The 23,932-nt window shown below is 70.2% G+C and carries 22 protein-coding genes and 1 pseudogene; 9 read left to right on the top strand and 14 right to left on the bottom strand.

The genetic code is table 11. The features are described 5' to 3' along the window. Positions 1–276: 276 nt before the first annotated feature. On the top strand, positions 277–1,497 hold the full coding sequence (locus ACFY12_RS13250; RefSeq protein ID WP_390715891.1) for an RNA-guided endonuclease InsQ/TnpB family protein: 1,221 nt from the start codon (positions 277–279) through the stop codon (positions 1,495–1,497). A gap of 111 nt (positions 1,498–1,608) precedes the next feature. Beyond that, a pseudogene (locus ACFY12_RS13245) lies at positions 1,609–1,940 on the top strand (pyridoxal-phosphate dependent enzyme); the annotation flags it as partial. 120 nt (positions 1,941–2,060) lie between these two features. On the opposite strand, the gene ACFY12_RS13240 reads toward ACFY12_RS13245, so the two are convergent. Beyond that, a complete protein-coding gene (locus ACFY12_RS13240; protein ID WP_390715890.1) occupies positions 2,061–2,348 on the bottom strand; it encodes a hypothetical protein in 288 nt (95 codons plus the stop codon). Positions 2,349–2,448: 100 nt separating this feature from the next. On the opposite strand from ACFY12_RS13240, the gene ACFY12_RS13235 reads away from it, so the two are divergent. Continuing rightward, a complete protein-coding gene (locus ACFY12_RS13235; protein WP_390715889.1) occupies positions 2,449–3,654 on the top strand; it encodes a site-2 protease family protein in 1,206 nt (401 codons plus the stop codon). A gap of 27 nt (positions 3,655–3,681) precedes the next feature. Continuing rightward, positions 3,682–4,422, top strand: coding sequence for a PP2C family protein-serine/threonine phosphatase (locus ACFY12_RS13230; protein WP_390715888.1), 741 nt, complete (start codon positions 3,682–3,684; stop codon positions 4,420–4,422). Positions 4,423–4,449: 27 nt separating this feature from the next. On the opposite strand, the gene ACFY12_RS13225 is transcribed toward ACFY12_RS13230, so the two are convergent. The 3 genes from ACFY12_RS13225 to ACFY12_RS13215 form a co-directional block, all read right to left on the bottom strand. Beyond that, positions 4,450–5,727: a sensor histidine kinase gene (locus ACFY12_RS13225; protein WP_390715887.1), complete on the bottom strand. Its 1,278-nt coding sequence runs from the start codon at positions 5,725–5,727 to the stop codon at positions 4,450–4,452. Further along, the gene (locus ACFY12_RS13220) at positions 5,724–6,539 is read right to left on the bottom strand and encodes a hypothetical protein (RefSeq protein ID WP_390715886.1); all 816 of its coding nucleotides are present in this window, start codon (positions 6,537–6,539) and stop codon (positions 5,724–5,726) included. The genes ACFY12_RS13225 and ACFY12_RS13220 overlap by 4 nt, the downstream gene beginning before the upstream one ends. 482 nt (positions 6,540–7,021) lie before the next feature. Then, positions 7,022–7,213, bottom strand: a complete 192-nt coding sequence (locus tag ACFY12_RS13215; RefSeq protein ID WP_390715885.1) for a hypothetical protein — start codon at positions 7,211–7,213, stop codon at positions 7,022–7,024. 600 nt (positions 7,214–7,813) lie between these two features. On the opposite strand from ACFY12_RS13215, the gene ACFY12_RS13210 reads away from it, so the two are divergent. The 3 genes from ACFY12_RS13210 (at position 7,814) to ACFY12_RS13200 (ending at position 9,463) form a co-directional block, all read left to right on the top strand. Further along, on the top strand, positions 7,814–8,686 hold the full coding sequence (locus ACFY12_RS13210) for a helix-turn-helix domain-containing protein (RefSeq protein ID WP_390715884.1): 873 nt from the start codon (positions 7,814–7,816) through the stop codon (positions 8,684–8,686). Then, positions 8,683–8,910 carry a DUF397 domain-containing protein gene (locus ACFY12_RS13205; protein WP_390715883.1) on the top strand — a complete coding sequence of 76 codons (228 nt, stop codon included), beginning with the start codon at positions 8,683–8,685 and terminating at the stop codon, positions 8,908–8,910. The genes ACFY12_RS13210 and ACFY12_RS13205 overlap by 4 nt, the downstream gene beginning before the upstream one ends. Positions 8,911–8,995: 85 nt before the next feature. Beyond that, the gene (locus tag ACFY12_RS13200; protein ID WP_390715882.1) at positions 8,996–9,463 is read left to right on the top strand and encodes an NUDIX domain-containing protein; all 468 of its coding nucleotides are present in this window, start codon (positions 8,996–8,998) and stop codon (positions 9,461–9,463) included. Positions 9,464–9,608: 145 nt separating this feature from the next. On the opposite strand, the gene ACFY12_RS13195 is transcribed toward ACFY12_RS13200, so the two are convergent. The 5 genes from ACFY12_RS13195 to ACFY12_RS13175 form a co-directional block, all read right to left on the bottom strand. After that, positions 9,609–9,770: a hypothetical protein gene (locus tag ACFY12_RS13195; RefSeq protein WP_390715881.1), complete on the bottom strand. Its 162-nt coding sequence runs from the start codon at positions 9,768–9,770 to the stop codon at positions 9,609–9,611. Positions 9,771–10,043: 273 nt separating this feature from the next. Beyond that, a complete protein-coding gene (locus ACFY12_RS13190) occupies positions 10,044–11,582 on the bottom strand; it encodes an MFS transporter (protein WP_390715880.1) in 1,539 nt (512 codons plus the stop codon). Between the two features lie 42 nt (positions 11,583–11,624). Next, positions 11,625–12,788, bottom strand: a complete 1,164-nt coding sequence (locus tag ACFY12_RS13185) for an NAD(P)/FAD-dependent oxidoreductase (RefSeq protein ID WP_390715879.1) — start codon at positions 12,786–12,788, stop codon at positions 11,625–11,627. 120 nt (positions 12,789–12,908) lie between these two features. Beyond that, the gene (locus ACFY12_RS13180; protein WP_390715878.1) at positions 12,909–13,454 is read right to left on the bottom strand and encodes a hypothetical protein; all 546 of its coding nucleotides are present in this window, start codon (positions 13,452–13,454) and stop codon (positions 12,909–12,911) included. Between the two features lie 92 nt (positions 13,455–13,546). After that, the gene (locus ACFY12_RS13175; RefSeq protein WP_390716266.1) at positions 13,547–14,215 is read right to left on the bottom strand and encodes a TetR/AcrR family transcriptional regulator C-terminal domain-containing protein; all 669 of its coding nucleotides are present in this window, start codon (positions 14,213–14,215) and stop codon (positions 13,547–13,549) included. A gap of 300 nt (positions 14,216–14,515) precedes the next feature. Here ACFY12_RS13175 and ACFY12_RS13170 point away from each other — a divergent pair, with 300 nt between their 5' ends. Continuing rightward, on the top strand, positions 14,516–16,237 hold the full coding sequence (locus ACFY12_RS13170; protein ID WP_390715877.1) for a CocE/NonD family hydrolase: 1,722 nt from the start codon (positions 14,516–14,518) through the stop codon (positions 16,235–16,237). Here ACFY12_RS13170 and ACFY12_RS13165 read toward each other — a convergent pair whose 3' ends face one another. From ACFY12_RS13165 to ACFY12_RS13155, 3 genes are all read right to left on the bottom strand, one after another. Next, complete coding sequence (locus ACFY12_RS13165; protein WP_390715876.1) at positions 16,238–16,819, bottom strand: DM13 domain-containing protein; 582 nt, start codon at positions 16,817–16,819, stop codon at positions 16,238–16,240. A 270-nt stretch (positions 16,820–17,089) separates the two neighbouring features. Then, on the bottom strand, positions 17,090–18,850 hold the full coding sequence (locus ACFY12_RS13160; RefSeq protein ID WP_390715875.1) for an amino acid adenylation domain-containing protein: 1,761 nt from the start codon (positions 18,848–18,850) through the stop codon (positions 17,090–17,092). Between the two features lie 268 nt (positions 18,851–19,118). Continuing rightward, on the bottom strand, positions 19,119–20,765 hold the full coding sequence (locus ACFY12_RS13155) for a sigma-70 family RNA polymerase sigma factor (RefSeq protein ID WP_390715874.1): 1,647 nt from the start codon (positions 20,763–20,765) through the stop codon (positions 19,119–19,121). A 308-nt stretch (positions 20,766–21,073) separates the two neighbouring features. Here ACFY12_RS13155 and ACFY12_RS13150 point away from each other — a divergent pair, with 308 nt between their 5' ends. Then, the gene (locus ACFY12_RS13150) at positions 21,074–22,027 is read left to right on the top strand and encodes a CAP domain-containing protein (RefSeq protein WP_390715873.1); all 954 of its coding nucleotides are present in this window, start codon (positions 21,074–21,076) and stop codon (positions 22,025–22,027) included. Positions 22,028–22,089: 62 nt separating this feature from the next. On the opposite strand, the gene ACFY12_RS13145 is transcribed toward ACFY12_RS13150, so the two are convergent. Further along, a complete protein-coding gene (locus ACFY12_RS13145) occupies positions 22,090–23,436 on the bottom strand; it encodes a winged helix DNA-binding domain-containing protein (protein ID WP_390715872.1) in 1,347 nt (448 codons plus the stop codon). Positions 23,437–23,521: 85 nt separating this feature from the next. After that, positions 23,522–23,920 carry a VOC family protein gene (locus ACFY12_RS13140; RefSeq protein ID WP_390715871.1) on the bottom strand — a complete coding sequence of 133 codons (399 nt, stop codon included), beginning with the start codon at positions 23,918–23,920 and terminating at the stop codon, positions 23,522–23,524. Between the last annotated feature and the right edge of the window lie 12 nt (positions 23,921–23,932).

Raw genomic sequence — 23,932 nt, 5'->3', positions numbered from 1 at the left:
CGCGGACGGTCCCTCCCCTGCGCGGAATGCGCGTCATCGAACGGGCCGCAGTCCCACCTGAGCGGCCCTAGGGCCTATCCGACCCTGACCCATCGGACAGGCCCTAAAACCCTTTCCATCAGACTTTCTTTCGAGGGGACCGTCGGCTTTGGCCGGTGGGGGAATCGAATCCTTGGATCGGAGCCGCGAAGCGGCGGAGTTCCCTGCGTTGTCAGTGGCGGTCAGTAGGGTGATCGCATCAGCCGCGACCAGGCGGAACCGAGGGGGTGGGCCGGGTTGATGCGTGCGTACAAGTTCCTCATGCGGCCCACCGCTGGGCAGGAAGCCGCGTTGCGGGCGATGCTCGCCGATCACTGCTCCCTGTACAACGGCGCCTTGCAGGAACGCCGCGATGCCTACCGGCACGTCTCCAAGACCTCGGTCAGGTACGGGGACCAGTCCGCGCAGCTCAAGGAGATCCGTGCTTTCGACCCGGAGCGTCAGGGCCGCTGGTCGTTCTCCTCGCAGCAGGCCACCTTGCGGCGGCTGGACAAGGCGTTCCAAGCGTTCTTCAAGCGGGTCAAAGCCGGTCTCACGCCGGGGTACCCCCGCTTCAAGGGCGTCGGGCACTTCGACACCGTCACGTTTCCGAAGGACGGGGACGGGTGCCGTTGGGACTCCACCCCGCACGACAAGCAGACCCGTGTACGGCTGCAAGGCGTCGGCCACGTCCGGGTGCACCAGCACCGGCCGGTGAAAGGCCGAGTCAAGACGATCTCGGTGAAGCGGGAAGGGCGCCGCTGGTATGTCGTCCTCGCCTGCGACGAGGTGCCCGCCGAACCTCTGCCGCCCACCGGCTCGATCGTCGGCATCGACATGGGCGTCACGCACTTCCTCACCACCTCGGGCGGTGAGCACGTCGAAAACCCCCGCTTCCTGGAGCGGTCCGCCGAGGAGCTGGCCGAAGCGCAGCGGCGACTGTCGACGTTTCCCCATCGCGTCCGGCGCCGTACGAAGAGGCACCGTGCCGCAGCCCGACGGGTTGCGAAGCTGCACGCGAAGATCCGGCGGCAGCGACTGGACCACCACCACAAGGCCGCCTTGGCGCTCGTGTGTGAGCACGACGTGATCGGGCACGAGCGGCTGAACACGGCGGGCATGACCAAAGCGCCCGTGCCCAAGCCCGACCCTGAGCAGGACGGTGCGTTCCTGCCGAACGGGGCTGCCGCGAAGGCCGGGCTGAACAAGAGCATCCTGGATGCGGGTTGGGGGATCTTCCTCGGAATCCTGGCGCAGAAGGCTGAGAGTGCCGCTCGCCGCGTGATCCCGGTGGACGCCCGCAACACCTCCCGCATGTGCCCGCCAGCGTTAGGCGGATGCGGGCACGTCGCGAAGGAGAACCGCATCACCCAAGCAAAGTTCGAGTGCGTCAACTGCAGGTTCGTCGAAAACGCCGACCGCGTGGGCGCGCTGAACGTCCTGCATAGGGCCGGGCTGGTCCTCTGCGGCGCTGCATAGCCAGCGACGCAGGAAGCCCGCGACTCCAGTCGTGGGCGGAGTCACTCGCGAGCTGTTTACCCCGGGAAGGGAGACTTCTATTCGGTCAACAAGTGTTCAGCAGGGTGAGGCGAGAACTGCCGGGCCCTGAACGCGGCAATTGAAGCTGGGGACGTGGTGGACGTCGACGTGGACTCTGTGGCTGCGGACTCAGTCGGGGCTCGCCGTAACTCCCGCATGGCGCTGCATGCGGCCGCAGCCGGTGACGTGCGATCGGTCCTGGTGACCGACGAGCAGATCATCACCGCCCGCGAGATGCTCTGGGATCACCGACGCTTGGCCGTCGAGCACGCCGCGGCAACCGCGTGGCCGTCCTGACCTCCGGCGCCTACACGCCCGCCCCCGGCGAGTCCGTCGCTCTGGGGCTCTGTGGAGCCAACACTGACCCGACGGACCTCGTCTGAGCTCACATCCCGCATCCGATGGCGCTGCGCGGTATTGACGTAGGCCCTGACACGATCCACGGGGTGCGCGTCCGCCCCGGTAGCCGCACGCTGCGTGCGGCGGTGGGCTGAGCTGCGGGCTCAGATCACCAGTCGCTCCGGCATCGGGTGCTCCACGCCGTCCATCAGCAGGATGCAGCGGGGCACCGAGGGGATGAGGCGCGGCTGGCGGAGCAGGATGCGGAAGGGGTGGGCGGGCTCGTCGGGGAGTTCGCCGGTCAGGACGTTCATCCCCGGCTGGTGATCCTTCTGGTACGCGACGACCTTGCCGTTGACCAGCAGCTCGATCTCACCGTCCCGGCCGGGGCCCACGTTCACGGTGATCGAGTGTCCCCCCTGGTCCAGGTGGAAGTGGTGGCTGTTCCCCATGGCGCACCTCCGGTCGTCCGGGCATGGCAGCCTCCGTCACCGTCCAGCGTAGGACAGGCCCTGGATGTCATGAGCGACAATTGTGGTGGGTGAGGAGGAAATGAACGGCTCTGTCCGGATCGGACGTGTGGTCGGGGTCCCGCTGCGCATGCACTGGAGCGTGCCCCTGCTGGTGGGCCTGTTCGCGTTCGGACTCGGCAGGCAGGCCCTGCCCGCGTGGATACCCGGACGCTCGGACCTCGTCTACGCCGTCGGCGGCGTCGCCGGGGCCGCGCTGCTGACCGGCAGCCTGCTGCTCCATGAGACGGCCCATGCGGCGACCGCCCTACGGAAGAAGATCTCGGTCGAGGACGTCACGCTCTGGGCACTGGGCGGGACGACCCGCATGGGCCGCCCGCAGACCGCGGCCGCGGCCCTGGCGGTGGCCCTCAGCGGCCCGCTCACCAGCATGATCATCGGCGGCGTCGCGCTCGGCGCCGGCATCGGGTTGCGGTATCTCCCGGGCTGGGCGGAGCTCCCCGCCGTGATCCTGCTCTGGCTCGGCTGGGCCAATCTCTTCCTCGCCGTCTTCAATCTGCTGCCCGCCGTACCGCTCGACGGCGGACGGGTGGTGCAGGCGGTCCTGTGGTGGCGTACCGGAGACCGCGAACGGGCCGATCTGGCGGCCTCCCGCGGTGGCCAGATCATGGGCCTGCTGATGACGGCCGCCGGCTGGATCTCCGTCCTGCGCGGTGCACCGGGCGGACTGTGGATCGTCTTCATCGGCCTCTTCATCGTGATCGTCGCCGGGGCGGAACGGCGCCGTGCCGTGCTGACCACCTCGCTGCGCGGCGCACGGGTCGCCGACGCCATGTCCAGCCCGGCGGACACCGGCGCCGACTGGCTGACTGTCCAGCGCTTCATCGACGAGATCGCGGCGACCACCCGCCACTCGGCGATTCCGCTGCTCGACTTCGAGGGCCGCCCCAGCGGTCTGGTGCAGCTCGGCCGGCTCGCGGCCGTACCGCAGGCAGACCGGGAGACGCTGCGGGTCCGCGAGGTGGCCGCACCGCTGTCCCAGTGCGCGGTCGCCGCCCCGGACGAACCGCTGGACGAGGCGCTCAACCGGCTCACCCTGCGCACCGGCCCCCGCATTCTGGTCGTCGACGGCGGCCATCTCGTCGGCATCGTCACCGGCCGGGACATCTCCCGGCTCATGCAGCGCCGGAGCCTGGGCGGTACGGGCACGGGCACGGGTACAGCCACAGGCACGGGTACAGCCACAGGCACGGGCACAGGCACAGGCGACGGCCCGGCCGACCGCTGAGGAAGAGGAAAGGGAGGCGGACCCGCCATGCCGTACATCACGGTGACTGCCCTCAGCCACCCCGGCCTGCTCCGTGACCACAACGAGGACAGCCTGGTGGCCGGCCCCTGGACGCTGTGCGGCACGGTCACCGAGAACCCGCAGACGCTGATCTTTCCGCTCGGCACACCGCTCGTTGTCGCGGTCGCCGACGGCATCGGCGGCCAGCCCGGCGGCGAGGTCGCCAGCGCGCTCACCGTCCGGCAACTGGCGTCCTGCGGTCCGACGCTCGACAGCGAGCAAGCCGTCCGGGACGCCCTTGACCTGTGCAATCACACGTTGTACGCCGCCGCTGACAAGGACCCGGAACTGCTCACCATGGGCACCACGGTCGCCGGCGCGGTCGTCCTCGCCGACTCCCTCCTCGTCTTCAACGTCGGCGACAGCCGGGTCCTCGACGCGACCCAGGACGGCCTGCGGCAGGTGAGCGTCGACGACAGCCCGCCGCTGCCCCCGGGCCGCCGCACCACCTCCCTCGTCACCCAGGCACTCGGCGGGGCGCCCCAGTTCAGCGCCATCACCCCGCACGTCACCACCGCCTCGCTCACCACCGGAGACCGCTACCTGATCTGCACCGACGGCCTGACCGACCCCGTCCCGGAGGAGGCTCTCGGTGAACTCCTCCGCGTCCATGACAACGGCCGCGCCGCCTTCGAACTCTGGAAGTCCGCGATCGAGGCGGGCGGCCCGGACAACATCACCCTGGCGCTGCTCGGCGTCACCGGGTGATGGGGACCCGCCGCGCCCGCACGAAGGTCAGGCCGAGCACAGCACCAGGGTGGCCACCGCGCCGCCGTCGGGAGCGTTCGAAAAGGTCAGCGTCGTGCCCAGGACGCGGGCCTGCCCGGCCGCGATGGTCAGGCCCAGCCCATGACCCGTCCTCCGGCCGTCGCCCGAGCTGGTCTTGAACCGCTGGGGGCCGTGAGCGAGCAGCTCGTCCGGGTAGCCGTCCCCGTGGTCCCGTACGGTGACGACCGGGCCGTCGACGGTCACCACCACCGGCGGGCGGCCGTGTTTGTGCGCGTTTGTGATCAGGTTGCCCAGGACGCGTTCGAGCCGGCGCTGGTCGGTCTCGACCCGGGCGTCCCGTACGACCCGGACCTCGGCCGCCAGCCCCGTGGCCCGCACCGCGCGCTCGGCCAGCGGCCCCAGCTGGTGGACGCCGAGGTCGGCGCGCTCGACCTGGGCGTCGAGCCGGGAGATCTCCAGCAGGTCCTCGGTGAGCCGGCGCATGGTCTGGATGCGCTCCTGCACCATCTCGGTCGGACGGCCGGGCGGCAGCAGTTCGGCCGCCGCGTGCAGCCCGGTGAGCGGGGTGCGCAGTTCGTGGGAGACATCGGCGGTGAAGCGCTGCTCGCTGTGCAGCTTGGTCTGCAGGTTGGCGGCCATCGCGTCGAGCGCGGCCGCCACCGCCGCGGCTTCGTCCTGGGCGAGATCGGGCCGCTGGGCACGCCGGTCGCGCACTCGGGCGTCGAGATCACCGGTGCTGATCCGGCGGGCGACCTGCGCGGTGTGGTGCAGCCGGCGGGTGATGCGGGAGACCGCGACCAGCCCGACGAGCAGCGTGACGCCGATCGCGGCGGCCGAGGAACCGATGATCGCCCGGTCCAGTCCGCGGAGGGCGGCGGCCCGGCGGCTGTAGTCCACGCGCAGGGCCAGCGCCCGGTTGCCGTCGACCGGGGCGACGGCCCACATGGTGGGCGTTCCCTGGTAGTCCGCGAGCTGCGTGCCGCGCTGCTTCTTCCGTACGGCCATCTCGCGGAGGTCACGGGGGAGGCCGGGCGGATCCACCGCGGCATCCCGGCCGAGGGACTCCCCGGAGACGTAGGTGTCCACCGTCCGCTCCAGCCTGTCCAGTGCGTAGGAGCGGGCCTGGCTCTCGATCTGCTTGCCGACCAGGACATGCACCAGGATGCCGAGCAGTGCGGCGAGGGTGCAGCACATGACCGTGATGAAGACCGCGAACTTCCAGTAGAGCGTCGCCGTCCAGGAGGGCAGCCGCAGCGCGGCCCGCCGCCGGGCGGTACGGCTCATGGCGTACGCCTCGGCGAGGGGGAGCCGGACGGGGACGGGCCCGGCGATGGGGACCCGGACGATCCAGGTGACCCCGGCGATCCAGGTGATCCCGGCGATCCGGATCCGGATGAGGCGGAGCCCGCCTTGGAGGCATCCGGTTCGGAGGCGCCCGGCTTGGAGGCGCGCGGCGAGGGGGAGACTGCCCGGTCGAACTCCATGACCCGGATTTCCATGATCTGGTCGTCATCGTTCCACGAGTGGACCGTGCGGGACTCGTACCCGGGCTTGTCGGTGGGCTCCCGCATGATCACATCGCCGTCCGACACCTCCATCGACAGCGGGGTGCCGCCGGTGTCCAGGATCCGGTACACGACCCCGCCCTTGATCGTGTAGGCCCAGACGGTCAGGGTGTGCTCGTTGCCCTCGATGCCGACGATCAGCTCGTTCTTCCCGTCGTGCGTCAGGTCCTGGTACTGGGGGGTCCGTACGGGGCAGTGCCGGCGATCGGTGGCGCAGCGGGTGATCTTGCGGACGTCGGCGTCTTCGAAGGTCGGCATCTCACTGCGGGCGTCCTCGGCGATCTGCGCTTTGACGACGTCCAGCACGTCCAGCCTGCGGATGTCGCCGGACGGCACCCGGGGCAGCCCGGAGAGCCGCGAGGGCCGGCCCGAGACGTTCTTGTCCGGCGAGGGCGGCGGCGCGGGCGACCGCTCGGGCCACAGCCGCGCCGGGGCCGACGCGATCTTCGTCCGCCCGGCGCTCTTGGGCTCACCGGTTCCGTTCCCGGTGCACCCCGCCACCAGCGCCGCGATGACGCCCACCGTCGCCATGACACATCCGGCTGCCCGTGCCGGGAGGCGGAGCGGCAGGGAGCGACGGAGGGGCACAGAACTTCCAGACGGCGCGATCGGCAGGGTAGGGGCACGATGACACGATGATGCTCCATGACCCGCATGACAGCCATCTCACAGTCATGTAACGAGTGTCCATAGATGGGGACGCAGCGCCCTGCGGGGCGCTGATCGACGCGTGCGCCGCGAGTGACGCACGTGCTGTGAGTGCCACACGTGTCGTGAGTGCTGTACGCGCTGTGAGCGGCGTACATGCTGTGAGTGGCGTACGTGGGGCGCGCGCCACTCACGGTCGGGGCGGCCACGGCCGGGGCGGCCGGATCTCTGTCACGGACGCCCCGCCCAGGTCTCATGTCACGGACGGTGCACGGCCCGCCACTGGATCGATGAGGGTGGCGTCGAAGTACTGGAACGCCGCCGTCTCATAGCTGGTGTGGCCGGTGGCGCCCGCGTGCCCGCTCTCATGACCGCGCCACCTTGTCGTGAGGGTGGTTGCGGATCTCGACGCTGTAGTCGGTCGCCTTCGACTTGTCGCCGCTGGCGTAGGCTGCGGCGCGCTGACGGGCCAGGGCTCCGCACACATCGCACCCGACCACCGGCACGGGGCGCGGCACCGGTTCCTTCAGGTGCACGGGGCGGGACATGCTGGCCATCAGCCCATAAGCCCATCAGCCCATCACCGCCACGCCATGAATCCAGCGCGGTCCCGCGTCGACGCCGTGGGACGCGAACCACAGCGCGCGCCGCCGCCCGCGTTGCGCCCGGCGTTCTTGCCGCTCCTCTGGGGTGAGGACATACGGCCGGATCAGAGCTGGGTCTTCCGCACGTAGCAGTGGAACGGGCCGAGGTCCCGCGGCCAGCTGTGGGAGGGCTGGCATGCCCACGGCTGCTGATACGGGGGGAGTTACAGCCGCGCGATGGCGGCCCCGAGCGGGGAGCAGTAGTGGCAGCACCCATTCGAAGATCGTTCGGATAGTGCCGGGCACGTTGTCAACCTCCTTGGGGTTGATGGCCACGCCCCCGGACGCAGGCACCGCGTTGCGGGGGTCTTTGCGTGGCTTGTGGTCGGTTCCCGAGCCCAAACAGTGCCGGGCTACGTGCTGGGTCAGTAATGGAATCCGAGGTGAATCACCCACTGGTCAGAAAGTGGCAGATGCCAGGACTGACGCAACGACTGGTGTGGTGAACCGTTGCCGTGCCATGCTGCACATGTCGCCTGAAAAACAAGGCAGTTGAGGCGGAAAGGCGGGCACATGGCCGCGCCACACAGGCCAACCGCACGACGCATCGCGCTCGGCCATGAACTGCGTGAGCTGCGCAAGCAAGCGAGACTCAGCCTTCAGGAGGCTGTGCAAGGCCTCACGTTCAGTGACACCAAGCTGCAACGGGTCGAGACCGGGCTTCAGGACCTGCGGAGCGCGAGTGACTTGCGCACGCTTCTGACGCGCTACGGCGTCACCGACGAAGAAGAAGTCGACAGGCTGGTGGCGAGCCAGCGGGAAGCAGCTAGTCGCGAGTGGTGGATGCACGACGCCACGGAACTGACTTCAGGCATGCCACGGTTCCTCGGAATCGAGGCTGCGGCGCAGGAGATCCGGGCGTACAACCCGACACTCGTCTTCGGACTGTTGCAGACCGATGCATACGCTCGCACGAGGCACGAGAACGCCAAGTTCATCGACGAGACCACGAGCGAGTTCGTTGATCACAGCGTGCGGGTGAGGATGAGACGAAAGGAGGCCCTGACCCGTGACGAGGACCCGCTGAGGCTGTGGGCTGTCCTTTACGAACCGGCCCTGCGGTACATCGTCGGCGACGCCGACCTGATGCGCGAGCAGTATGACGAGATCGCCAAGCTGGCAGCGCTGGACAATGTGACCGTACAGGTACTTCCCCAGGCGATGCGCGGGTACCTGTTCGCGCACAACTTCACCATCCTGATCCTCGGCGACACCATGCCGACGACAATCCAGGTGGACACGCCTTTCGGTACATCGTCTATCTCGGACAAGCGCCGGGAAGTCGGACGGTTCTCCAGGCAGTTTGAGGCGCTGTCGAGGTCTGCTCTGCCTCCCGAGGACACTCCGAAGTTCCTTCATCAACTATCCCGAGAGATCGCAGAATGACCACCAACGCACCCACCCTGATGACCAAAGACCTCGCCCATGCCCACTGGGTCAAGTCTTCCTACAGCGACAACGGCACCAACTGCGTGGAAGTCGCCCATGGCTTCCCGGGCGCAGTCCCTGTCCGTGACAGCAAGGCCCCCCAGGGCCCGGCCCTGGTCTTCCCGGCGGACGGCTGGTCGTCGTTCGTCGCTGCCATCAAGGGCGGCCACTTCCTCGCCTGAACTGTCCAACGGCACCCCAAGAGCGGCCCCGTCACCTGGTGAATTCGAGGGGTCGTTGCACGGTCGATTCACTTAGGGGAAGGCAATGGGTAGGCGAGACTACGAGGACGACCCGAACGCCCCGGCTGCGAATAGCTTGGTTCCCGCCGCTTCCGCCATTGTTGTTGACGAATTCGGACGCATCCTGCTCCAGCGTCGGCGCGATAACGACATGTGGGCACTTCCTGGGGGTGCTATGCACATTGGCGAGTCGTTGCCTGACTGCGCGGTTCGGGAGACATACGAGGAGACTGGGTTCGATGTCGAAATCGTCGGCATCGTTGGCACTTACACCAACCCCCGTCATGTCTTCGCCTACGGCAATGGCGAGGTGCGGCAAGAGTTCTCCGTCTGCTTCCTGGCGCGTCCTGTCGCCGGGCAACTGGCGATGTCCGAAGAGTCCACAGATGTTCGCTGGTTTGAGGCCAGAGAGGTGGACGCGCTCCCGATGGTTCCCAGCATCCGGAAGCGAGTGAACGACTGGCGGGACGGGAACATGCCCGCCGTCCGGTAGCCGGCACGCGTGGGCACGTCGGCCCCCGTCATCTGACGGGGGCCGTTGCACGGTCGTCTTCACCTGGCCTGCCAAGGCCGGTAGGTGAAGACGACCGTGAGGGGCTGGCTATGTGCCTGCTGGGCAGAACACCGGCGAACGCCGATCAGCCGCCGCTGCCGTAGTTGTCTCCGAAGAAGCCTTCGGAGTGCGAATGCGCGGCAGCGCCGTAGTTGTCTGTGGGGGCTGCGCTGGCGACGCTTCCGCCGAAGAGTGTCAGCAGTGCTGCGGTGGCAACCACTCCGGCGGCCAGTCTGATACGCCTCATGGCGTGTTCCTTCCTTTGGGCTGTTTCGGTGGTGAATCAGGCTTCGGCCTCCGTGAAGTCCAGGCATCAGCCGCGTGCGGCTGGGAAGAAGCCCTATCGCCATCATCCGGTGGCTTGCGGCGGATACCACCTGGTGAGTGCCATCTGGGTGCCTGGTGCCATTGAGCTGGTGTGAATGCGGTGTCCCGGTGTGCATGCGGTGGCACTGCGGCTCAATTCCCCGAGGGGCTGAGCGCCGCATAGGGACGTGACGTATCGGTGCGTACGGGGGCCTCAGCAGCCGTGTGCGGCCCCGTCGCTCTCGGACGGTGCGCGGCGGGCTGCCAGGGTCGCGGCGGCCGCGGCGACGAGGTAAATGAGGGCGGCGGCGCCGAAGGCACAGGCGTATCCGGTGACCACATCGGGCTGGGTGGCGGCGACGGCCATCAGTGCGGCCAGGCCGACCGTGGGGCCCAGCTCCATCGCGGTGTTCATCACGCCGCCCGCCAGGCCGACTTGGTGCGGGGGCACGTTGGTGGTGGTGAGGACGGCGGTGCCGGAGAAGATGAACGAGGTGCCGGCGGGCAGCAGGATCATGCCCGGCAGGAGGCCGAGGACGAAGGAGCTGTCGGGGGTGATGCCGACGAGCAGAGCGAGCCCGACCGCGCCGGTGACCAGGCCGGCGACGGTGACCTTCACCGCTCCGAAGCGGCCGACCAGCGGCCCCGCCGCCCGGTTGGTCAGGAGCAGCACGACGGTGTACGGGACGAACGCGCCCGCGGTGGCGAGTGTGGACCAGTCCCGCTGCTGCTGGAGGTAGAGCGAGACCAGGAAGGTGACGAGGCCGCTGGCCGCGGCGGCGAGCAGGATGCCGACGAGTCCGACCAGGCGGCGCGGTTCCAGGGCGAAGCCGGGCGGCAACAGCGGTCGGCGGACCCTGCGTTCGACCGCGAAGAACGCGCCGAGCAGCACCACACCGACGGCGAGCGGAACCAGCACGGCGGCCGTGCCCCATCCGTAGTCGCCGCTGGCTATCAGGCCGTAGCTGCCGATCGAGATGCCGAGCGTGGCGAGGACCGCGCCGACGGGGTCGAGCCCTGGCCGCCGGTCCGAGGACGTGTCGACGGCGACGGCCGGTCCGGCCGGGAGCAGCCGGCGGGCGGCGGCCAGGCCGAGGAGCGACACCAGGACAGGGACGGCGAACATCCACCGCCACGACACCCAGGTGGTGACCGCACCCGAGGTGAGGGTGCCCACGGACGCACCGAGCACGGACACCCCGCCCCAGGTGGCCATGGCCCGGCCGAAGCGGGCCGGCTCGGGGAACACCGCGCGCAGCACCGCGAGTGCCGCGGGGGCGGCCAGCGCCGCACCGACACCCTGGGCGAAGCGGACTGCCACCAGGCCCTCGAAGCCGGCCGCCAGCGCGGCCGTCGCGGACGCCAGGCCGAAGAGCGCGAGCCCCGCCACGAACATCGGCCGGCCGCGGTACCGGTCCGCGAGCCGTCCGCCGAACAGCAGCAGTCCGCTGTAGGGCAGCCCGTACGCGGCGTTGACCAGCACCAGTTGGGCCGAGCTGAGGCCGAACTCCCGCCCGATGTCCGGCAGGGGCACGGAGATCAGGGTGATGGTGAAGATCAGGGTGGCCTGGACGACGGCGAGTATCGCGAAGACGGGGCCGGTTCGGGGAGCGGCGTCGCGTTCGGCGTTACGTCCGGCGCCTGGGCCGGTGGCGGCCGCTGTGCCCTTCGCGGGCGCGGGCGGTGGTGTGGGCGGGGGTGAGGTCGGCTTGGTGGCGACCTGTCCGGTGGCTGAGGACGAGGGCGAGGACATGAGGGGGGTCTCCTTGTCGCGGGCGATGTGCTGGTGCGCGCGCTACTGCCGACCGGTGGTGGCGGCGAGGGCCGGGGTGAGGGAGTGCTCGTCGGTCGCGTGGTGTGTCTCGATGGCCGCGCGGTACGCGTCGACGGCCTGCTCGATGTCCTCGTCGACCAGTCCGTGGTTGAGGGCGAATGCGGCGGCGGCGCCCATGCCTGCGGCGCTGACCACCTGGGCCCGCGGATCGACGACATTGCCGACCGCCCAGACGCCGGGCACGCCGGTGCGGCCGGTGCGGTCGGTGGTCACCCAGCCCTTGTCGTCCCGCTCGCAGCCCAGCTCGGTCAGCAGGGCGTCGTTGGGCACCATCCGCGGGACGACGAAGACCGTGCTGCGGGGCACCGCGTGGCCCTCGGCCAGCTCGACACCGCGCAGCCGGTCGTCCTCCACGACCAGCCGCTTGACCGTGCCTTCCATGATCCGCACGCCGCGGGCGGCCAGCCGCTCGCGGTCCTCGGCGGCCAGCTCCAGCGCGTGCGGGAACAGGACGATGTCGCTCGACCACTGCCGCAGCAGCAGCGCGTGCTGCACCGCGGCCGGGGAGGTGCCCAGCACGCCGATCGGCTGGTCCCGGACTTCGTAGCCGTGGCAGTACGGGCAGTGCAGCAGGTCCTTGCCCCACCGCTCCCGTACGCCGGGGATCTCGGGGAGCTCGTCACGCAGACCGGTGGCGACCAGCACCCGGCGGGTGGTCAGGACGGGGCCGCCGGACAGGCGGACGTCGAAGCGAGGGACATCGGAGGCGGGGGCGGGGGCGCGGTCGGCCTTGCTGTCGGGCTTGCCTTTGGGCTGTCCGGTGCGGTCGATGCGGTCCACCTGGGCGTTGATGATCTCCACGCCGTACCCGGCCAGTTCGGCCCGGCCGACCTCCAGCAGGGCCTTCGGTGCCATCCCGTCGCGGGACAGGAAGCCCTGCATGTGTGCGGCCGGGGCGTTGCGCGGCGACCCGGAGTCCACCACCGCCACCCGGCGCCGGGCCCGGGCCAGGACCAGGGCCGCGTTCAGGCCGCCGGCCCCGCCGCCGATCACGACGACGTCGTAGGGAGCGTTGCCGTGCGCGGCCTCGCCGTGCGGAGCGTTGTCGTGCGCGGCCTTGTCGTACGCAGCGTTGTCGTGCGTGGCTTTGTCGTGCGGAGCGTTCGGAACCTTGTCGACTGCCATGATTCTTCCGCTTCCTCTCATTTCATTTCCCTGTTTCAGGCGTATGCCGGACAGGGTGTGAGCGGTGTGCGGGGAGGGCAACGTTTGTTGCCATTTCCGGAACGGGTCCCGGGGCGAAAGCTAGGTGTCGCAGCCCTTGATGTCGTCAGGGCAGTCCTCGACCGCGTCCTTGTCGATCGTGCTCAGCCGCCAGTGGATGAGGCCGGTGGTCCTGCTGTCCGGTGTGCTGATGGTGGCGGTGAACGGGTCCTTCGCGGCAGGGATGTTGAGCTGGTCCGCCTCGCGGTCGTTGCAGGTCACGGTCCAGTCCTGGACCGCGGTGCCGCGCTCGAGGCGGAGGGTGATTTCGTGAGCTCCGGGGGTGGCGCAGCCGATGTCGAGGCGGTAGGGCCGGCTGCCGGGTGTGACGAACGTCCGGTTGAGGCCTTCCATGACGTTCGGGTAGCCCTCGTCGACGAGGTCAGCGTCCCTGTCGTGGACGGACCGGGCGAGGCGCTTCATCGCTTTCAGGTAGTCGCCCTTGCCCCACTCGACGGAGGCCGGATCCGGCGAGGGATCGCTCGACGCCGACGTGTCGACCGGACTCGGTTGCTCTCCGGAGCCACAGCCGCTGAGCGTGACAGCGCCGACGAACAAGGCGGCGGCTGCGATGAGGCATTTACGCATGCCGGTCATCGTATGGCTGGTATGGCTGGTATGGCTGGTGTGGCTGGTGTGGCTGGTATGGCCTGATGTGGTCCCGTACGAGCGGAGCGGGATCAGCCGGTGCTGCCGAGGCCGTCGATCAGGCGGTTGAGGAACCGGGCGAAGAGGGCTTCGGGGGTGAGTGAGCGGCCGGGCGCGGCGAGGGCTTCGGCGAGCTCCGGGTGGTGGCCGTCCGCGGCGACGGCCGCGAGGTAGGCGGCTTCGGCCGCGGCACGGCCGGGGGACCGTGCACCGGCGGCCTGAGCGATCTCGTGGGCGACGTACCCGGCGACGAACCCGGTGAGCTGCGCGAAGCCCTCCAGCTTCGCTGCGCCGTCCAGTCCGGTGGGCCGCAGGGCGGCGAGTGCGCGTTCCAGGAAGGCCAGGCTGTTGGGGCCGAGTACCCGGCGGGTGGACAGGGCGGTGGGCAGCCAGGGGTGCCGGAGCATGAGGCTGCGCTGGTCGTGGGCGAGGGCTGTCAGGTCGGCGCGCCAGTCCCCGGTGGCGGGGGCGTCCGTCGTGGGCAGTTCACCGCTGACGTGGTCGACCATCAGCTCCAGCAGTGTCTCCTTGTCGGGGGCGTAGCTGTAGAGGGACATGACACCGGCGCCCACCTGTGCCGCGACGCGCCGCATGGTGACCGCGTCGAGGCCTTCCGCGTCCGCCAGGGCGACGGCGGCCGCAGTGATCGCCTCGCGGCTGAAGGCGGGCTTGCGGCCCTTCCCGGACCGGGCCGGGCTCAGCCAGAGCTGTTGCGGGTCGACGCCTGTGGTGCCGACACCTGTGGTGCCGACGCTCGTGGTGCCGACGCTCGTGGTGCCGACGCCTGTGGTGTCGTCGCCCGTGGTGCCGCCGGCCCCGCTGTCGCTGGTCACGATCGTCGTCCTCCCTTCTCCCTTGCTCGTGCGGATCCCTTGTCCGTGCGGATCGTGCGGATCCCTTGTCCGTGCGGTTCGTGCGGTTCGTGCGGACGTCATCCAAGCATGGTCTATTCTCGTACATCGTACGGAAATGGAGCGCGGGAAGGGACGGGAAGGGGAACGATGACGTCCAGGAAGTTGCCGCTGGTCGCGCGGATGATGAGAGCGAGCTGGCGCCGCATGCCGGTCAAACGGCACGACGCCGGATGGGAACCGGGGCTTGTGGTTCCGGCCGCTGACGGCAGCCCGTTGGTCACGGACCACTACTTCCCGCGCGCGGAGGGCGACTTCCCCACCCTCCTCGTACGCTCGCCCTACGGCCGGGGCCTGCCGTGGTCACCCATGTACGGGGTGCTCTTCGCCGAACAGGGCTTCCACGTGGTCCTGCAGAGCTGCCGCGGCACCGGCGGCTCGGGCGGCCGGTTCGAACCCTGGCGCAATGAGCCGGCCGACGGTAGGGCCACGGTGTCCTGGCTGCGCGAACAGCCCTGGTTCAACGGCACGTTGGCCACGATCGGCCCCAGCTACCTGGGGTATGCGCAGTGGGCACTCGCGCTGGATCCGCCACCGGAGCTCAAGGCGATGGTGATACAGGTCGGCCTGCACGATCCCCATGCCTTCTTCCATGCGGGCGGTGTGCTGCATCTGGAGAACGCCCTCGCCTCTGCCGCCGGCATGACGTACCAGAGCCGGGGGACGGCATCCCTGGTGAGGGCGATGCTCCGCCTGAAGCGCCGACTGGGCGAGATCGCCGTCGCGCAGCCGCTCCGCGGGTCGTATGTGTCCGCCATCGGGGAGGAAATGGCCTGGCTGGACGATGTGTTGACGTGCTCGGACGCCGATGACCCGTACTGGCACGGCATAGATCTGGGAGAAGCGGCGGATCGGCTGCGCGTACCCACCGGCTTGATCACCGGATGGCATGATGCGCTGGTCGACCAGACCCTCCAGCAGTACGGTCGGCTGCGTCGGGCCGGCTGCGAGACCGCTCTGCTCGTCGGCCCTTGGACACATACCTCGGCGTTCCAGCAGGGCTGGCCCGAGGTGGTCGCCGAGAGCCTCGCCTGGTTGCGCGCGCACCTCTGCGCCGATCCCTCCGGTCTGCGCCCCACCAGGGCGCGCGTGCACGTCGGCGGCGAAAACGCCTGGCGGGACCTCGACGACTGGCCCCTGTCCCCGGCCACCACCGCATGGTTCCCGACCTCGGACGGGCACCTCGTCCCACAGCCCCCCACCGGCTCCGCCCCACAGTCCCCCACCGGCTCCACCCCGCTGGCGTCCTTCCGCTACGACCCGGCCGACCCCACCCCGTCCGTCGGCGGCCCGCTGCTCTCCCACGCTGCCGGCCCCCGGGACAACAGCGCCCTGGAAGCCCGGAACGACGTCCTCACCTTCACCGGTCCACCGCTGGCCGAGCCCCTGGACGTCCTCGGCCCGGTCTCTGCCCGGCTGATCCTTTCCACGGACACCGGATACACCGATGTCGTCACTCGCCTGTGCGATGTGGATCCACAAGGCCGTTCCACCAACGTTTGTGAGGGACCGGCGCGACTCCGTACAACCGGGATAGCCGGGATAGCCGGGATAACCGGGGTAACCGGGACGACGGGGATAGCCGGGACGACCGGGCAGGCGCCCACGGAGCTCACCGTCCCGATGAGCTCCACCGCGCACCGCTTCCGCGTCGGCCACCGCATTCGCTGGCAGGTCAGCGCAGGTGCCCACCCGCGATACGCCCGCAACCCCGGCACCGGCGAATCGCCACTGGACGCAACCCACTTCACCCCTGTACGCGTCACCCTCCACACCGACTCCGCATTGCTGCTTCCTTCGGGAGGAGTCTGATCAACCCTTGGCGGGGGAGAGATCGGCGGCGCCGAAGGAGACCGAGAACCGCTGGCACCAGAGGACGGCGCTGCGGAACTTCGACAGATCCGTGCCGGCCGGGACGGCGTAATTCTGGTTGCCCAGATTGCCCTTGAGCTTCCCCAGCTCCAGCGCGCCGTCTCCGAGCCCAGTCTTCACCGCATCGGCTTCGCGGGTGGACAGGTAGACCCGTACATCCGGGCCGTCCGAAGTCTTGAGGTCTTCCAGGCGGAGGACGTGACCGCCGTCGGCCAGCCGGACGGTGCGGGCGGTGCCGCTGGTGGCGTGTTCGTGGGTGACGAAGCGGCCTTGGGCGAGTGCGTTCCTTGACAGGTCGGCGTTCCTTGACGGGTCGGTCTGCCTCGACGAATCGGGCTGCTTCGGCGACCCGGCTGGCGCTGAGGGCGCGGTGGCTACCGGCAGCGCCTCGTTCACCTCGTTCTTGGTGAACGCTTTCCAGGGCTGGAAGAGATACAGCCCGATACCGGCGGCGACGATCAGCACGAGGAGGACTGGTACGACGGTACGGCGGGACAGTTGGATACTGCGGGACCGGGACATGAGGGCCTCCCTCAGGCATACGAGCAATGCGGCCGGAATCGCCCGGCCGGTCATCAGCATCATCTGCCAGGAAGCGGGCGCGGGTGCTCGGCCGAGGCACTTTGAGGGGGCACCGTAAGACACTGGTAATCAGTGATACTCGGCAGTACTCGGCAGTACTCGGCAGTACTCGGCAGTACTCGGCGGTACTCAGCGGTGATCACTCGTAATTCGGTGGTGATCCCCGGTAATGGCTGGTGATCGCGAGGAATCGTGAGGAACCGCGGGGAATTACTGGTGATCGGATGCGGCGGCCCGGTCGTCCAGCCAGCGGCGCAGCGCGGGGCGGTCCACTTTGCCGTTCGCGTTCACCGGCATGGTTTCGACGAAGTGGACCGATGTGGGGATCATGTAGGGCGGCAGGCTGTCCGCGGACGCGGCGGCCACGGCGGACGGGTCCGGCGCACCGGAGAGCACGGCGGTGATCGTCTCGGGATCCGGCCACATCAGGCAGACGGCTTCCACCGCTCCGGACCGGCGCAGCACCGCCTCGATCTCACCCAGTTCGATCCGGTAGCCGTCGACCTTGACCTGCTGGTCGTTGCGGCCGATGCAGACCAACTGGCCGTGGTGCATCCGCACCAGGTCGCCCGTGCGGTAGTACCGCTTGCCCTCGCGTGCGAAGAAGCGCTCGGCGGTCAGCTCGGGTGCCTGCCAGTAGCCGGGGGTGGTCTGGGGGCCGGCCACGCAGAGTTCGCCGGTCGCCCCGTCCGCCGCGACGGGAGCCAGGTCCTCGTCCACGATCAGCGTGTGCAGGCCGGGGTACGGCAGCCCGATCGGCGCGTTGTCGTGCACGCACTGCGCGGGACTGGTCTGCGGGTCCCAGCGGTGGACCGTGCAGGCGATGGTCAGCTCGGTCGGGCCGTACAGGTTCTCCACGGTCGATCCGGGGGCGGCGGCCTGCCAGGCCTCGGCGGTGGCCCTGGGCAGTGCCTCGCCGCAGAACAGGCTCCAGCGCAGGGTGGGCATCGATCCGGGGGTGAGCACGCCCTGTGCGCGCAGGGCGGCGGCCACCGAGGGCACCGAGAACCAGACGGTGATCCCGTTGCGCTCCACGTACTCCGGATAGTCCGGGTAGGAGAAGGGCGCCGACGGGTCCGGGGGGCCCGGCGCGCAGACCCGTGCCCCGTTCTCCCAGGCCATGAAGAGGTCGAAGACCGACAGATCGAAGGTCAGGTCGCCGATCTGGGTGAGCCGGTCGTCGGGTGTCAGCCGATAGCGGTCCTGGTTCGTATCGAGAAAGGACCGGACGTTGGCGTGGGTGACCGGGACGCCCTTGGGCGCACCGGTGCTGCCCGAGGTGAAGAGCAGATACGCCGGGTCGTCGGGGGCGACCTCGGGCAGCTGCTGGAGCGGCGGGGCGGCGGCGAGATCGGCCGCGTCCAGGATGGGGCCGTCGCTGGGGTGTGGGTCGTCATGGGGGGCCGGGCCGTCGCCGAGGTCCGGGGCGTCACCGAGGTCCGGGGCGTCGCCGAGGTCCGGGGCGTCGACGTGCAGGCTGTCGGGCAGCAGGACGGCCGGGCGGCGCGGCAGGTCCCGGAGGAGGCCGGGCAGCTGGGGCAGCGATGCTTCGTCGACGATCAGTGCGTCGACCTCGGACTGCGCCAGCATGGTCCGGGTCCGCCGTACGGGGAGCTCCCGGTTCAGCGGGACGAAGGCCGCTCCGGCGAACAGCGCGGCGGCCACCCCCAGGTACGCGGCCTCACTGCGCGAGGCCAGGACACCGACCCGCCGTGGCCGGGGGCCGGCCGCTTCGACGAGCGAAGCCGCCCACCGACGGGCGGTGTGCGCGGCCTCCTGGTAGGTGTACTCGCGCCGGCCGATGGTCAGCGCGATGCGGTCGGGAGAGGCGTGCGCGTGGTGCAGGAGGCCGGCGCCGAGACGTCGGTTCAGCGCCGTGCCGGTCTCCGCGCCGATTTCCGTGCCGGTCTCCGCGCCGATCTCCGTGCCGGTCTCCGTGGCCATCGTCGTGGTCACCCTCTCCGTGGTCATCGTTCGGTGTGTCCGTCCTGCCGACGTCTCCGTCCTGCCGACGCGATGTCTCGGCTCTGCTGACGTCTCGGCTCTGCCGACGTTTCCACCCTGCCGACCACGGGCCTTCGGCGCCTGTTGGCGAGCTGCGGTCGGGGGATGGGGGATGCATGCACCGGCACCGACGGCATCACTGGCACACCATCGGCACCACCAGATCCACCAGATCCACCAGACCTACAGGACCTACAGGACCTACAGGACCCACAGGACCCACCGGAGACTGCGCTCAGCGTGGGGCGGCGAGGTCCTGGGTCCACCAGGGGCCGCCCGCGCCGTGGACGACACCGATGCCGACCACGGTGAACCGGCAGTTGAGCAGGTTGTCACGGTGTACGGCGTCGCTCATCCAGTCGCGTACCGCCGCGGCAGCCGTACGCGGGCCGCGGTGGAGGTTCTCACCCCAGCTGCTCCACGCGTACCCGGCGGCGGTGATGCGCTCGCCCGGGTCGGTGCCGTCCGGTGTGTCGTGTGCGTAGAAGCCGCGTGCCGCCATGTCGGCGGAGTGCTGCTGGGCCGCGGCGCGCAGCTTCCGGTCGATACGGAGCGGGCCGCAACCAGCCTCGGTACGGCGGTGGTTGATGAGGGTGGTGGCTTGTTCCTCGAGGTCGGGCGGGGTGGCCGACGGGGTGGGGGTCGGCGGGGCGGACGAGGTGGGGGGTGTGGTGGTGGGGGTGCGCGAAGGTGTGGGGGTGGGGGAGGGGGTGGGCGTGCGGGGTGATGCCGAGGGGGAGGCGGCCAGGGTGGGTGCCGCCTTCGGCTCGGACTGCTGCTCTTCGCGGGATGGGCCGGGGAACCACCAGAGGGCGGTGATGACGGCTGCTGCGACCGCCGCGGCCCCGGTGACCGCCGCGGCCTTGGCGGCCTTGGCGACCTTGGCGCTCCGGCCTGCGCCGGCCGTGACGGTGGGGCGGGCGGAGGCAGCGGGACCGGCGGAGGCGGTGGGGTCGGTAGAGCCAGCGGGACTGGTCGAGGCGGTGGGGTCGGCGGAGGCAGCGGGACTGGTCGAGGCCGTGGGGTCGGCGGAGGCCGTAGGAGCGGTGGAAGGATCGGTGGAAGGATCGGTGGAAGTGGCGGAGGCGGTGGGGTCGGGCAGGGCGGCAGTGTGCGGGGCGAGGCGCGCGGGCAGCGGCAGCAGGGCGAGGCCGGCCAGCAGCCCCTCGGCGGGCAGGAGGTCGTTCCAGTGCTCCGAGCAGTTCGGGCACCGGCGCGCGTGCCGGGCTATGCGTTTGCGCCACAGGGCGCAGGGCGTGTGGTCCCAAGCGGCGGTCACCTCGGCGAGTTCGGGACACGGGGGGTGCCCCGCGAGGGCGCGGACCACGACACGTCCGGCCGCCAACTGCTGCTTCATCCGCTGTACGCGGACCGCCGTATGCCGCGTACCGCTGCCGATGGCGGCAGCGAGCTCCGCCCTGCTGATCTCCCCGGCGGCTTCCAGCCACCACAGGGAGAGCAGGGCCCGGTCCCCCTCATCCAGCCAGCGGGTGGCCGCGGCGACCTCACGGCGCTGGCCGGTCAGCCCGAGTTTCAGGATGGTCAGGTCCACGAAATCGGCTGACCGGTCGGCGCGTTCGGGCGTCTGGTCGAGGCCGACGACGGGGGCCGTGCGATGGACGGTCCAGCGGCGCCGTACCTGGTTCATGGCGATCGCCACCAGCCAGGAACGGAAGGAGGCCGGCTCCCGCAGATCCGCCAGCGACTCCAGGACGCGCAGCATGGTCTCCTGCACCACGTCGTCCACGTCCGGGTGGCCGTCCAGTGCCCGGCCCACGACGTTGTAGATCAGTGGCAGGTATGCGGCGACCAGTTGCTCCCGGGCACGTTCATCCCCGGCCTTGGCAGCCTCGACGGTTGCCGTACCGCTGTCCTGCTTCACGCCTCTTGGTCCTGTTCGTCCGCGTGCACATCGCCATCCGTCCGGGTGCACATCCGTGGCCCCGTACTCAGGTGACCTGACGGACCCATCGGGATCACAGAAAAACCTACGTGCTTTTCGTTATCCGCGACCGAGGCCGGGGTCTCCCATGTACGGACCGTCCGTCTGCACGGCGGACCACATGCACCCACAGCCCTCAACCACACGCATCCACAGCCGCCCACCACGTGCACCCACAGCCCCAGCCACACGCACCCACATTCCCCTCCCGCACGCACCCACCCACGTCCCCCACAGGAAGCGGAACCATGAACAACCACGGCCACGACCACGCCCACGACCACGGCCACGACAGGCCCGCCTCGCACCGCCGTTCCGCCGGCTCCGCCCGTAAGGGGCGGAACGGCGGCACCCACCGCGCCGGTGCCTCCCGTCCCCGGTGGAAAACGATGCTGCCGGCGGTGACGGGTGTGATCGCCGTGGGCTGTTGCTCCCTGGTACTCATACGGCTGGGCTCCGGCCCCGACCAGGAACTCGCGGCGCACCCGTCCCTGCCGCTCCCGCCCTCGGCGGCTCCGTCCGCTCCTCCGGTATCGCGCGGTGCTTCACCCGCACCCGCCGCCTCACCCTCGTCCTCGCCGCACGGCCAGGAGTCGTCGGCTGCCACCGCCCCCTCCGATGCCGAACAGCACGGTAAGCGGCACACATCGCCACGGAAGCAGCAGGCCCGCCCCGACAGCGGAGGCAGCGGAGGCAGTGGAGGCAGTGGATCGACGACGGAGGGGGACACGACGTCCAGCGGTTCCCGCACCGAGGCCGGATCGGGAGACACCGGAGGCACCACCTCTGACGGGGCGAGGGCTGTGACCGGCACCGCCGGGGAGTTCGCCCGGAAGGTCGTCGAGCTGGTCAACGCCCAGCGGGCCCAGCACGGCTGCGGCCCGCTCACCGTCGACAGTCGGCTCCAGCGTGCGGCCCAGGCCCACTCGGACGACATGGCCGCCCGCAACTACTACGAGCACGACACCCCCGAAGGCGTCGATCCCGGAACCCGTATGACCAATGCCGGGTTCCGGTGGGGCAGTTGGGCCGAGAACATCTTCAAGAGCCCCAAGGACCCGGCCACGGCGCTGAAGGGCTGGATGGACAGCCCCGGGCACCGGGACAACATCCTCAACTGCTCCTACACATCCACCGGCGTGGGGGTCAACCTCAGCTCCAATGGTCCTTGGTGGACCCAGGAGTTCGCCACCCGCTCCTGACCTGTCGGACTGGCCGGCCCATCGGACTGGCTGACTCATCGGACAGGCCCTGGTACCGGGTGTCATGCGGCGAGGCGGCGTTCCAGAGGGGTGCGGTAGCAGGGGGTGACGCGGGAGCCGTCGAGGAAAGCGGTCAGGCGGGTGATCTCCTTGCCGATCGCGGCGCGGGCCGCGCGGCCGGGGTCGGTGAGGAGGTGCCAGTTGAGGGTGGCGTCCGGGCGCTGGGCCCAGGCGCCGACGATCCGGCCGTTCCACCAGATCGTGGGGCCTATGTTGCCGTTGCGGTCGAAGAGCGCCTTGGTGTGTCCGGGGTCGAGGTACCAGTCGCGGTGCCGCCAGCCCATCGGGGTGGGGTCGAGGCCGGGCAGGAGCACCGCACCGGATGAGCTACCGAATGCGCTGCCGGATGTGTTCTCGCTGACGGAGGCAGCGGCGGCTTCAAGGTCCTCGGGAAGGAGGTAGCCGGTGCCTTCGTCGAGTTCGACGGCCTGGGCGCCGGTGGCGGCGAGGGCCTTGCGGGTGTCGGTGGCGGTCCAGCCGGTCCACCACTTCAGGTCGTCCTGGGTGACCGGGCCGAACGCCTTGAGGTAGTGGCGGGCCAGTGTGGTCTTCGCCGCGGCGGCGGGTACGTCGGGAAGCGGCCGGGCGAGAGCCCAGCGGAACTGTGCGGACGTCCAGGAGCCGGCCGGGCGGGCCCGGCGGATGCGTCCCTCGGCGGCGAGGACTCCCAGCACCGGCGTGCTGGCGCGTTGCCGCGACTCGTACGGTTTGCCGGGGTAGGTGACGATCTGCTCGCGCAAGTCGGGGATCGCGGCGGCCAGTTCGGCGGCCGTGACCCCGTCGCGCGCGCCGGACAGCACCTCCAGGACGGCCTGCTCCACGGCCGTATAGCGGTGCTCGTCCCAGCCGAGGGCGTCACGGAGCCGGGCCAGGGCCTCGGGGCGATGGCGGTGGGTATGGGCGCCGGCGGTCGCGGCGTGGACCGCCGGGGCGAGGTGGGCGGGGACGACGAACATGGTGCGGCGCATGCACCGGATACGTGCCAGGGCGGGGACACCCGCCGGTGTGCCGACGGCGGGTCTGCCGGGGTAGGTGAGTTCGGCAGGTTTGAGGGGGTAGGTGAGTGTGGCGGGTTTGAGGGGGTTGGCGGGGCGGCCCACCGGGACGGGGCCGGCGGGGTTGTAGAGGGCCGCGTCGATGGCGGCGACGGTGGGCGCGTGCATCCGGGCCGCGGCCGCGAGAAAGACGGTCGCGGGGTCGGTGGCGTGCAGCCCGACCAGGGCATCGGCCACCGCCTCCGGCGCCCTGGTGCGGACGGCGGGCGCCAGGAGGTGGCGTTGCATGAGGCGGGCGCGGCGCTGGGCCGCGGTGATGCGCGGCAGGGCGGCCGGGCGGGGCAGGGCGGTCATGCGTGCCTCTCAGGCGGTCGGTGCCGGCGTCGGCGTCGGTGTCAGGGGTCGGTGTCAGGGTTGGTGTCGGTGTCAGGGGTCGGCGTCAGTGGGCGCCGTGGATACAGAAGGGCTGGCCGGAGGGGTCGAGCAGCACGGTCCAGTGCTTCCCGCCGGGCTGGTGGGACGGCTTGGTGGCCCCCAGCTCCAGCAGCCGTTCCTCCGCCGCCTGCACGTCGTCGAAGACGAAGTCCATGTGGAAGGGCAGATCGTCCTTGGGCCAGTCAGGGGCGGTGAAGGCGTCGGACGTGTAGAAGAGGTACATCGCGTTGCCGACGTACAGGGCGAAGGCGACCTCGTTGCCCTGGTCGTCGGGGAAGGCCTGGGCGACCTCGGTGCCCAGAGCGGCGGCGTAGAACTCGGCGAGTTCACGGCCGTTCCGGGCCCACATGGCGTGACACATGATCTTTCCGGCCAGGGGCTTGGGGCTGCGGGTGCTGGTCATGGCTCTCTTCCT

The sequence above is a fragment of the Streptomyces sp. NPDC001339 genome (genome assembly GCF_042895955.1).
Taxonomy (GTDB): domain Bacteria; phylum Actinomycetota; class Actinomycetes; order Streptomycetales; family Streptomycetaceae; genus Streptomyces.
Note: the sequence above shows the minus strand (reverse complement) of the source record. Positions and strands in the feature narration are given on the sequence as shown.

Coding starts and splice junctions, on each gene's coding strand:
- ACFY12_RS13210 (WP_390715884.1), top strand. CDS start 7,814: ATGGCCGCGCCACACAGGCCAACCGCACGACGCATCGCGCTCGGCCAT.
- ACFY12_RS13190 (WP_390715880.1), bottom strand. CDS start 11,582: ATGTCCTCGCCCTCGTCCTCAGCCACCGGACAGGTCGCCACCAAGCCG.
- ACFY12_RS13200 (WP_390715882.1), top strand. CDS start 8,996: ATGGGTAGGCGAGACTACGAGGACGACCCGAACGCCCCGGCTGCGAAT.
- ACFY12_RS13220 (WP_390715886.1), bottom strand. CDS start 6,539: ATGGCGACGGTGGGCGTCATCGCGGCGCTGGTGGCGGGGTGCACCGGG.
- ACFY12_RS13230 (WP_390715888.1), top strand. CDS start 3,682: ATGCCGTACATCACGGTGACTGCCCTCAGCCACCCCGGCCTGCTCCGT.
- ACFY12_RS13165 (WP_390715876.1), bottom strand. CDS start 16,819: ATGTCCCGGTCCCGCAGTATCCAACTGTCCCGCCGTACCGTCGTACCA.
- ACFY12_RS13150 (WP_390715873.1), top strand. CDS start 21,074: ATGAACAACCACGGCCACGACCACGCCCACGACCACGGCCACGACAGG.
- ACFY12_RS13180 (WP_390715878.1), bottom strand. CDS start 13,454: ATGCGTAAATGCCTCATCGCAGCCGCCGCCTTGTTCGTCGGCGCTGTC.
- ACFY12_RS13160 (WP_390715875.1), bottom strand. CDS start 18,850: ATGACCACGGAGAGGGTGACCACGACGATGGCCACGGAGACCGGCACG.
- ACFY12_RS13195 (WP_390715881.1), bottom strand. CDS start 9,770: ATGAGGCGTATCAGACTGGCCGCCGGAGTGGTTGCCACCGCAGCACTG.
- ACFY12_RS13215 (WP_390715885.1), bottom strand. CDS start 7,213: ATGGCCAGCATGTCCCGCCCCGTGCACCTGAAGGAACCGGTGCCGCGC.
- ACFY12_RS13225 (WP_390715887.1), bottom strand. CDS start 5,727: ATGAGCCGTACCGCCCGGCGGCGGGCCGCGCTGCGGCTGCCCTCCTGG.
- ACFY12_RS13235 (WP_390715889.1), top strand. CDS start 2,449: ATGAACGGCTCTGTCCGGATCGGACGTGTGGTCGGGGTCCCGCTGCGC.
- ACFY12_RS13140 (WP_390715871.1), bottom strand. CDS start 23,920: ATGACCAGCACCCGCAGCCCCAAGCCCCTGGCCGGAAAGATCATGTGT.
- ACFY12_RS13185 (WP_390715879.1), bottom strand. CDS start 12,788: ATGGCAGTCGACAAGGTTCCGAACGCTCCGCACGACAAAGCCACGCAC.
- ACFY12_RS13145 (WP_390715872.1), bottom strand. CDS start 23,436: ATGACCGCCCTGCCCCGCCCGGCCGCCCTGCCGCGCATCACCGCGGCC.
- ACFY12_RS13205 (WP_390715883.1), top strand. CDS start 8,683: ATGACCACCAACGCACCCACCCTGATGACCAAAGACCTCGCCCATGCC.
- ACFY12_RS13240 (WP_390715890.1), bottom strand. CDS start 2,348: ATGGGGAACAGCCACCACTTCCACCTGGACCAGGGGGGACACTCGATC.
- ACFY12_RS13170 (WP_390715877.1), top strand. CDS start 14,516: ATGACGTCCAGGAAGTTGCCGCTGGTCGCGCGGATGATGAGAGCGAGC.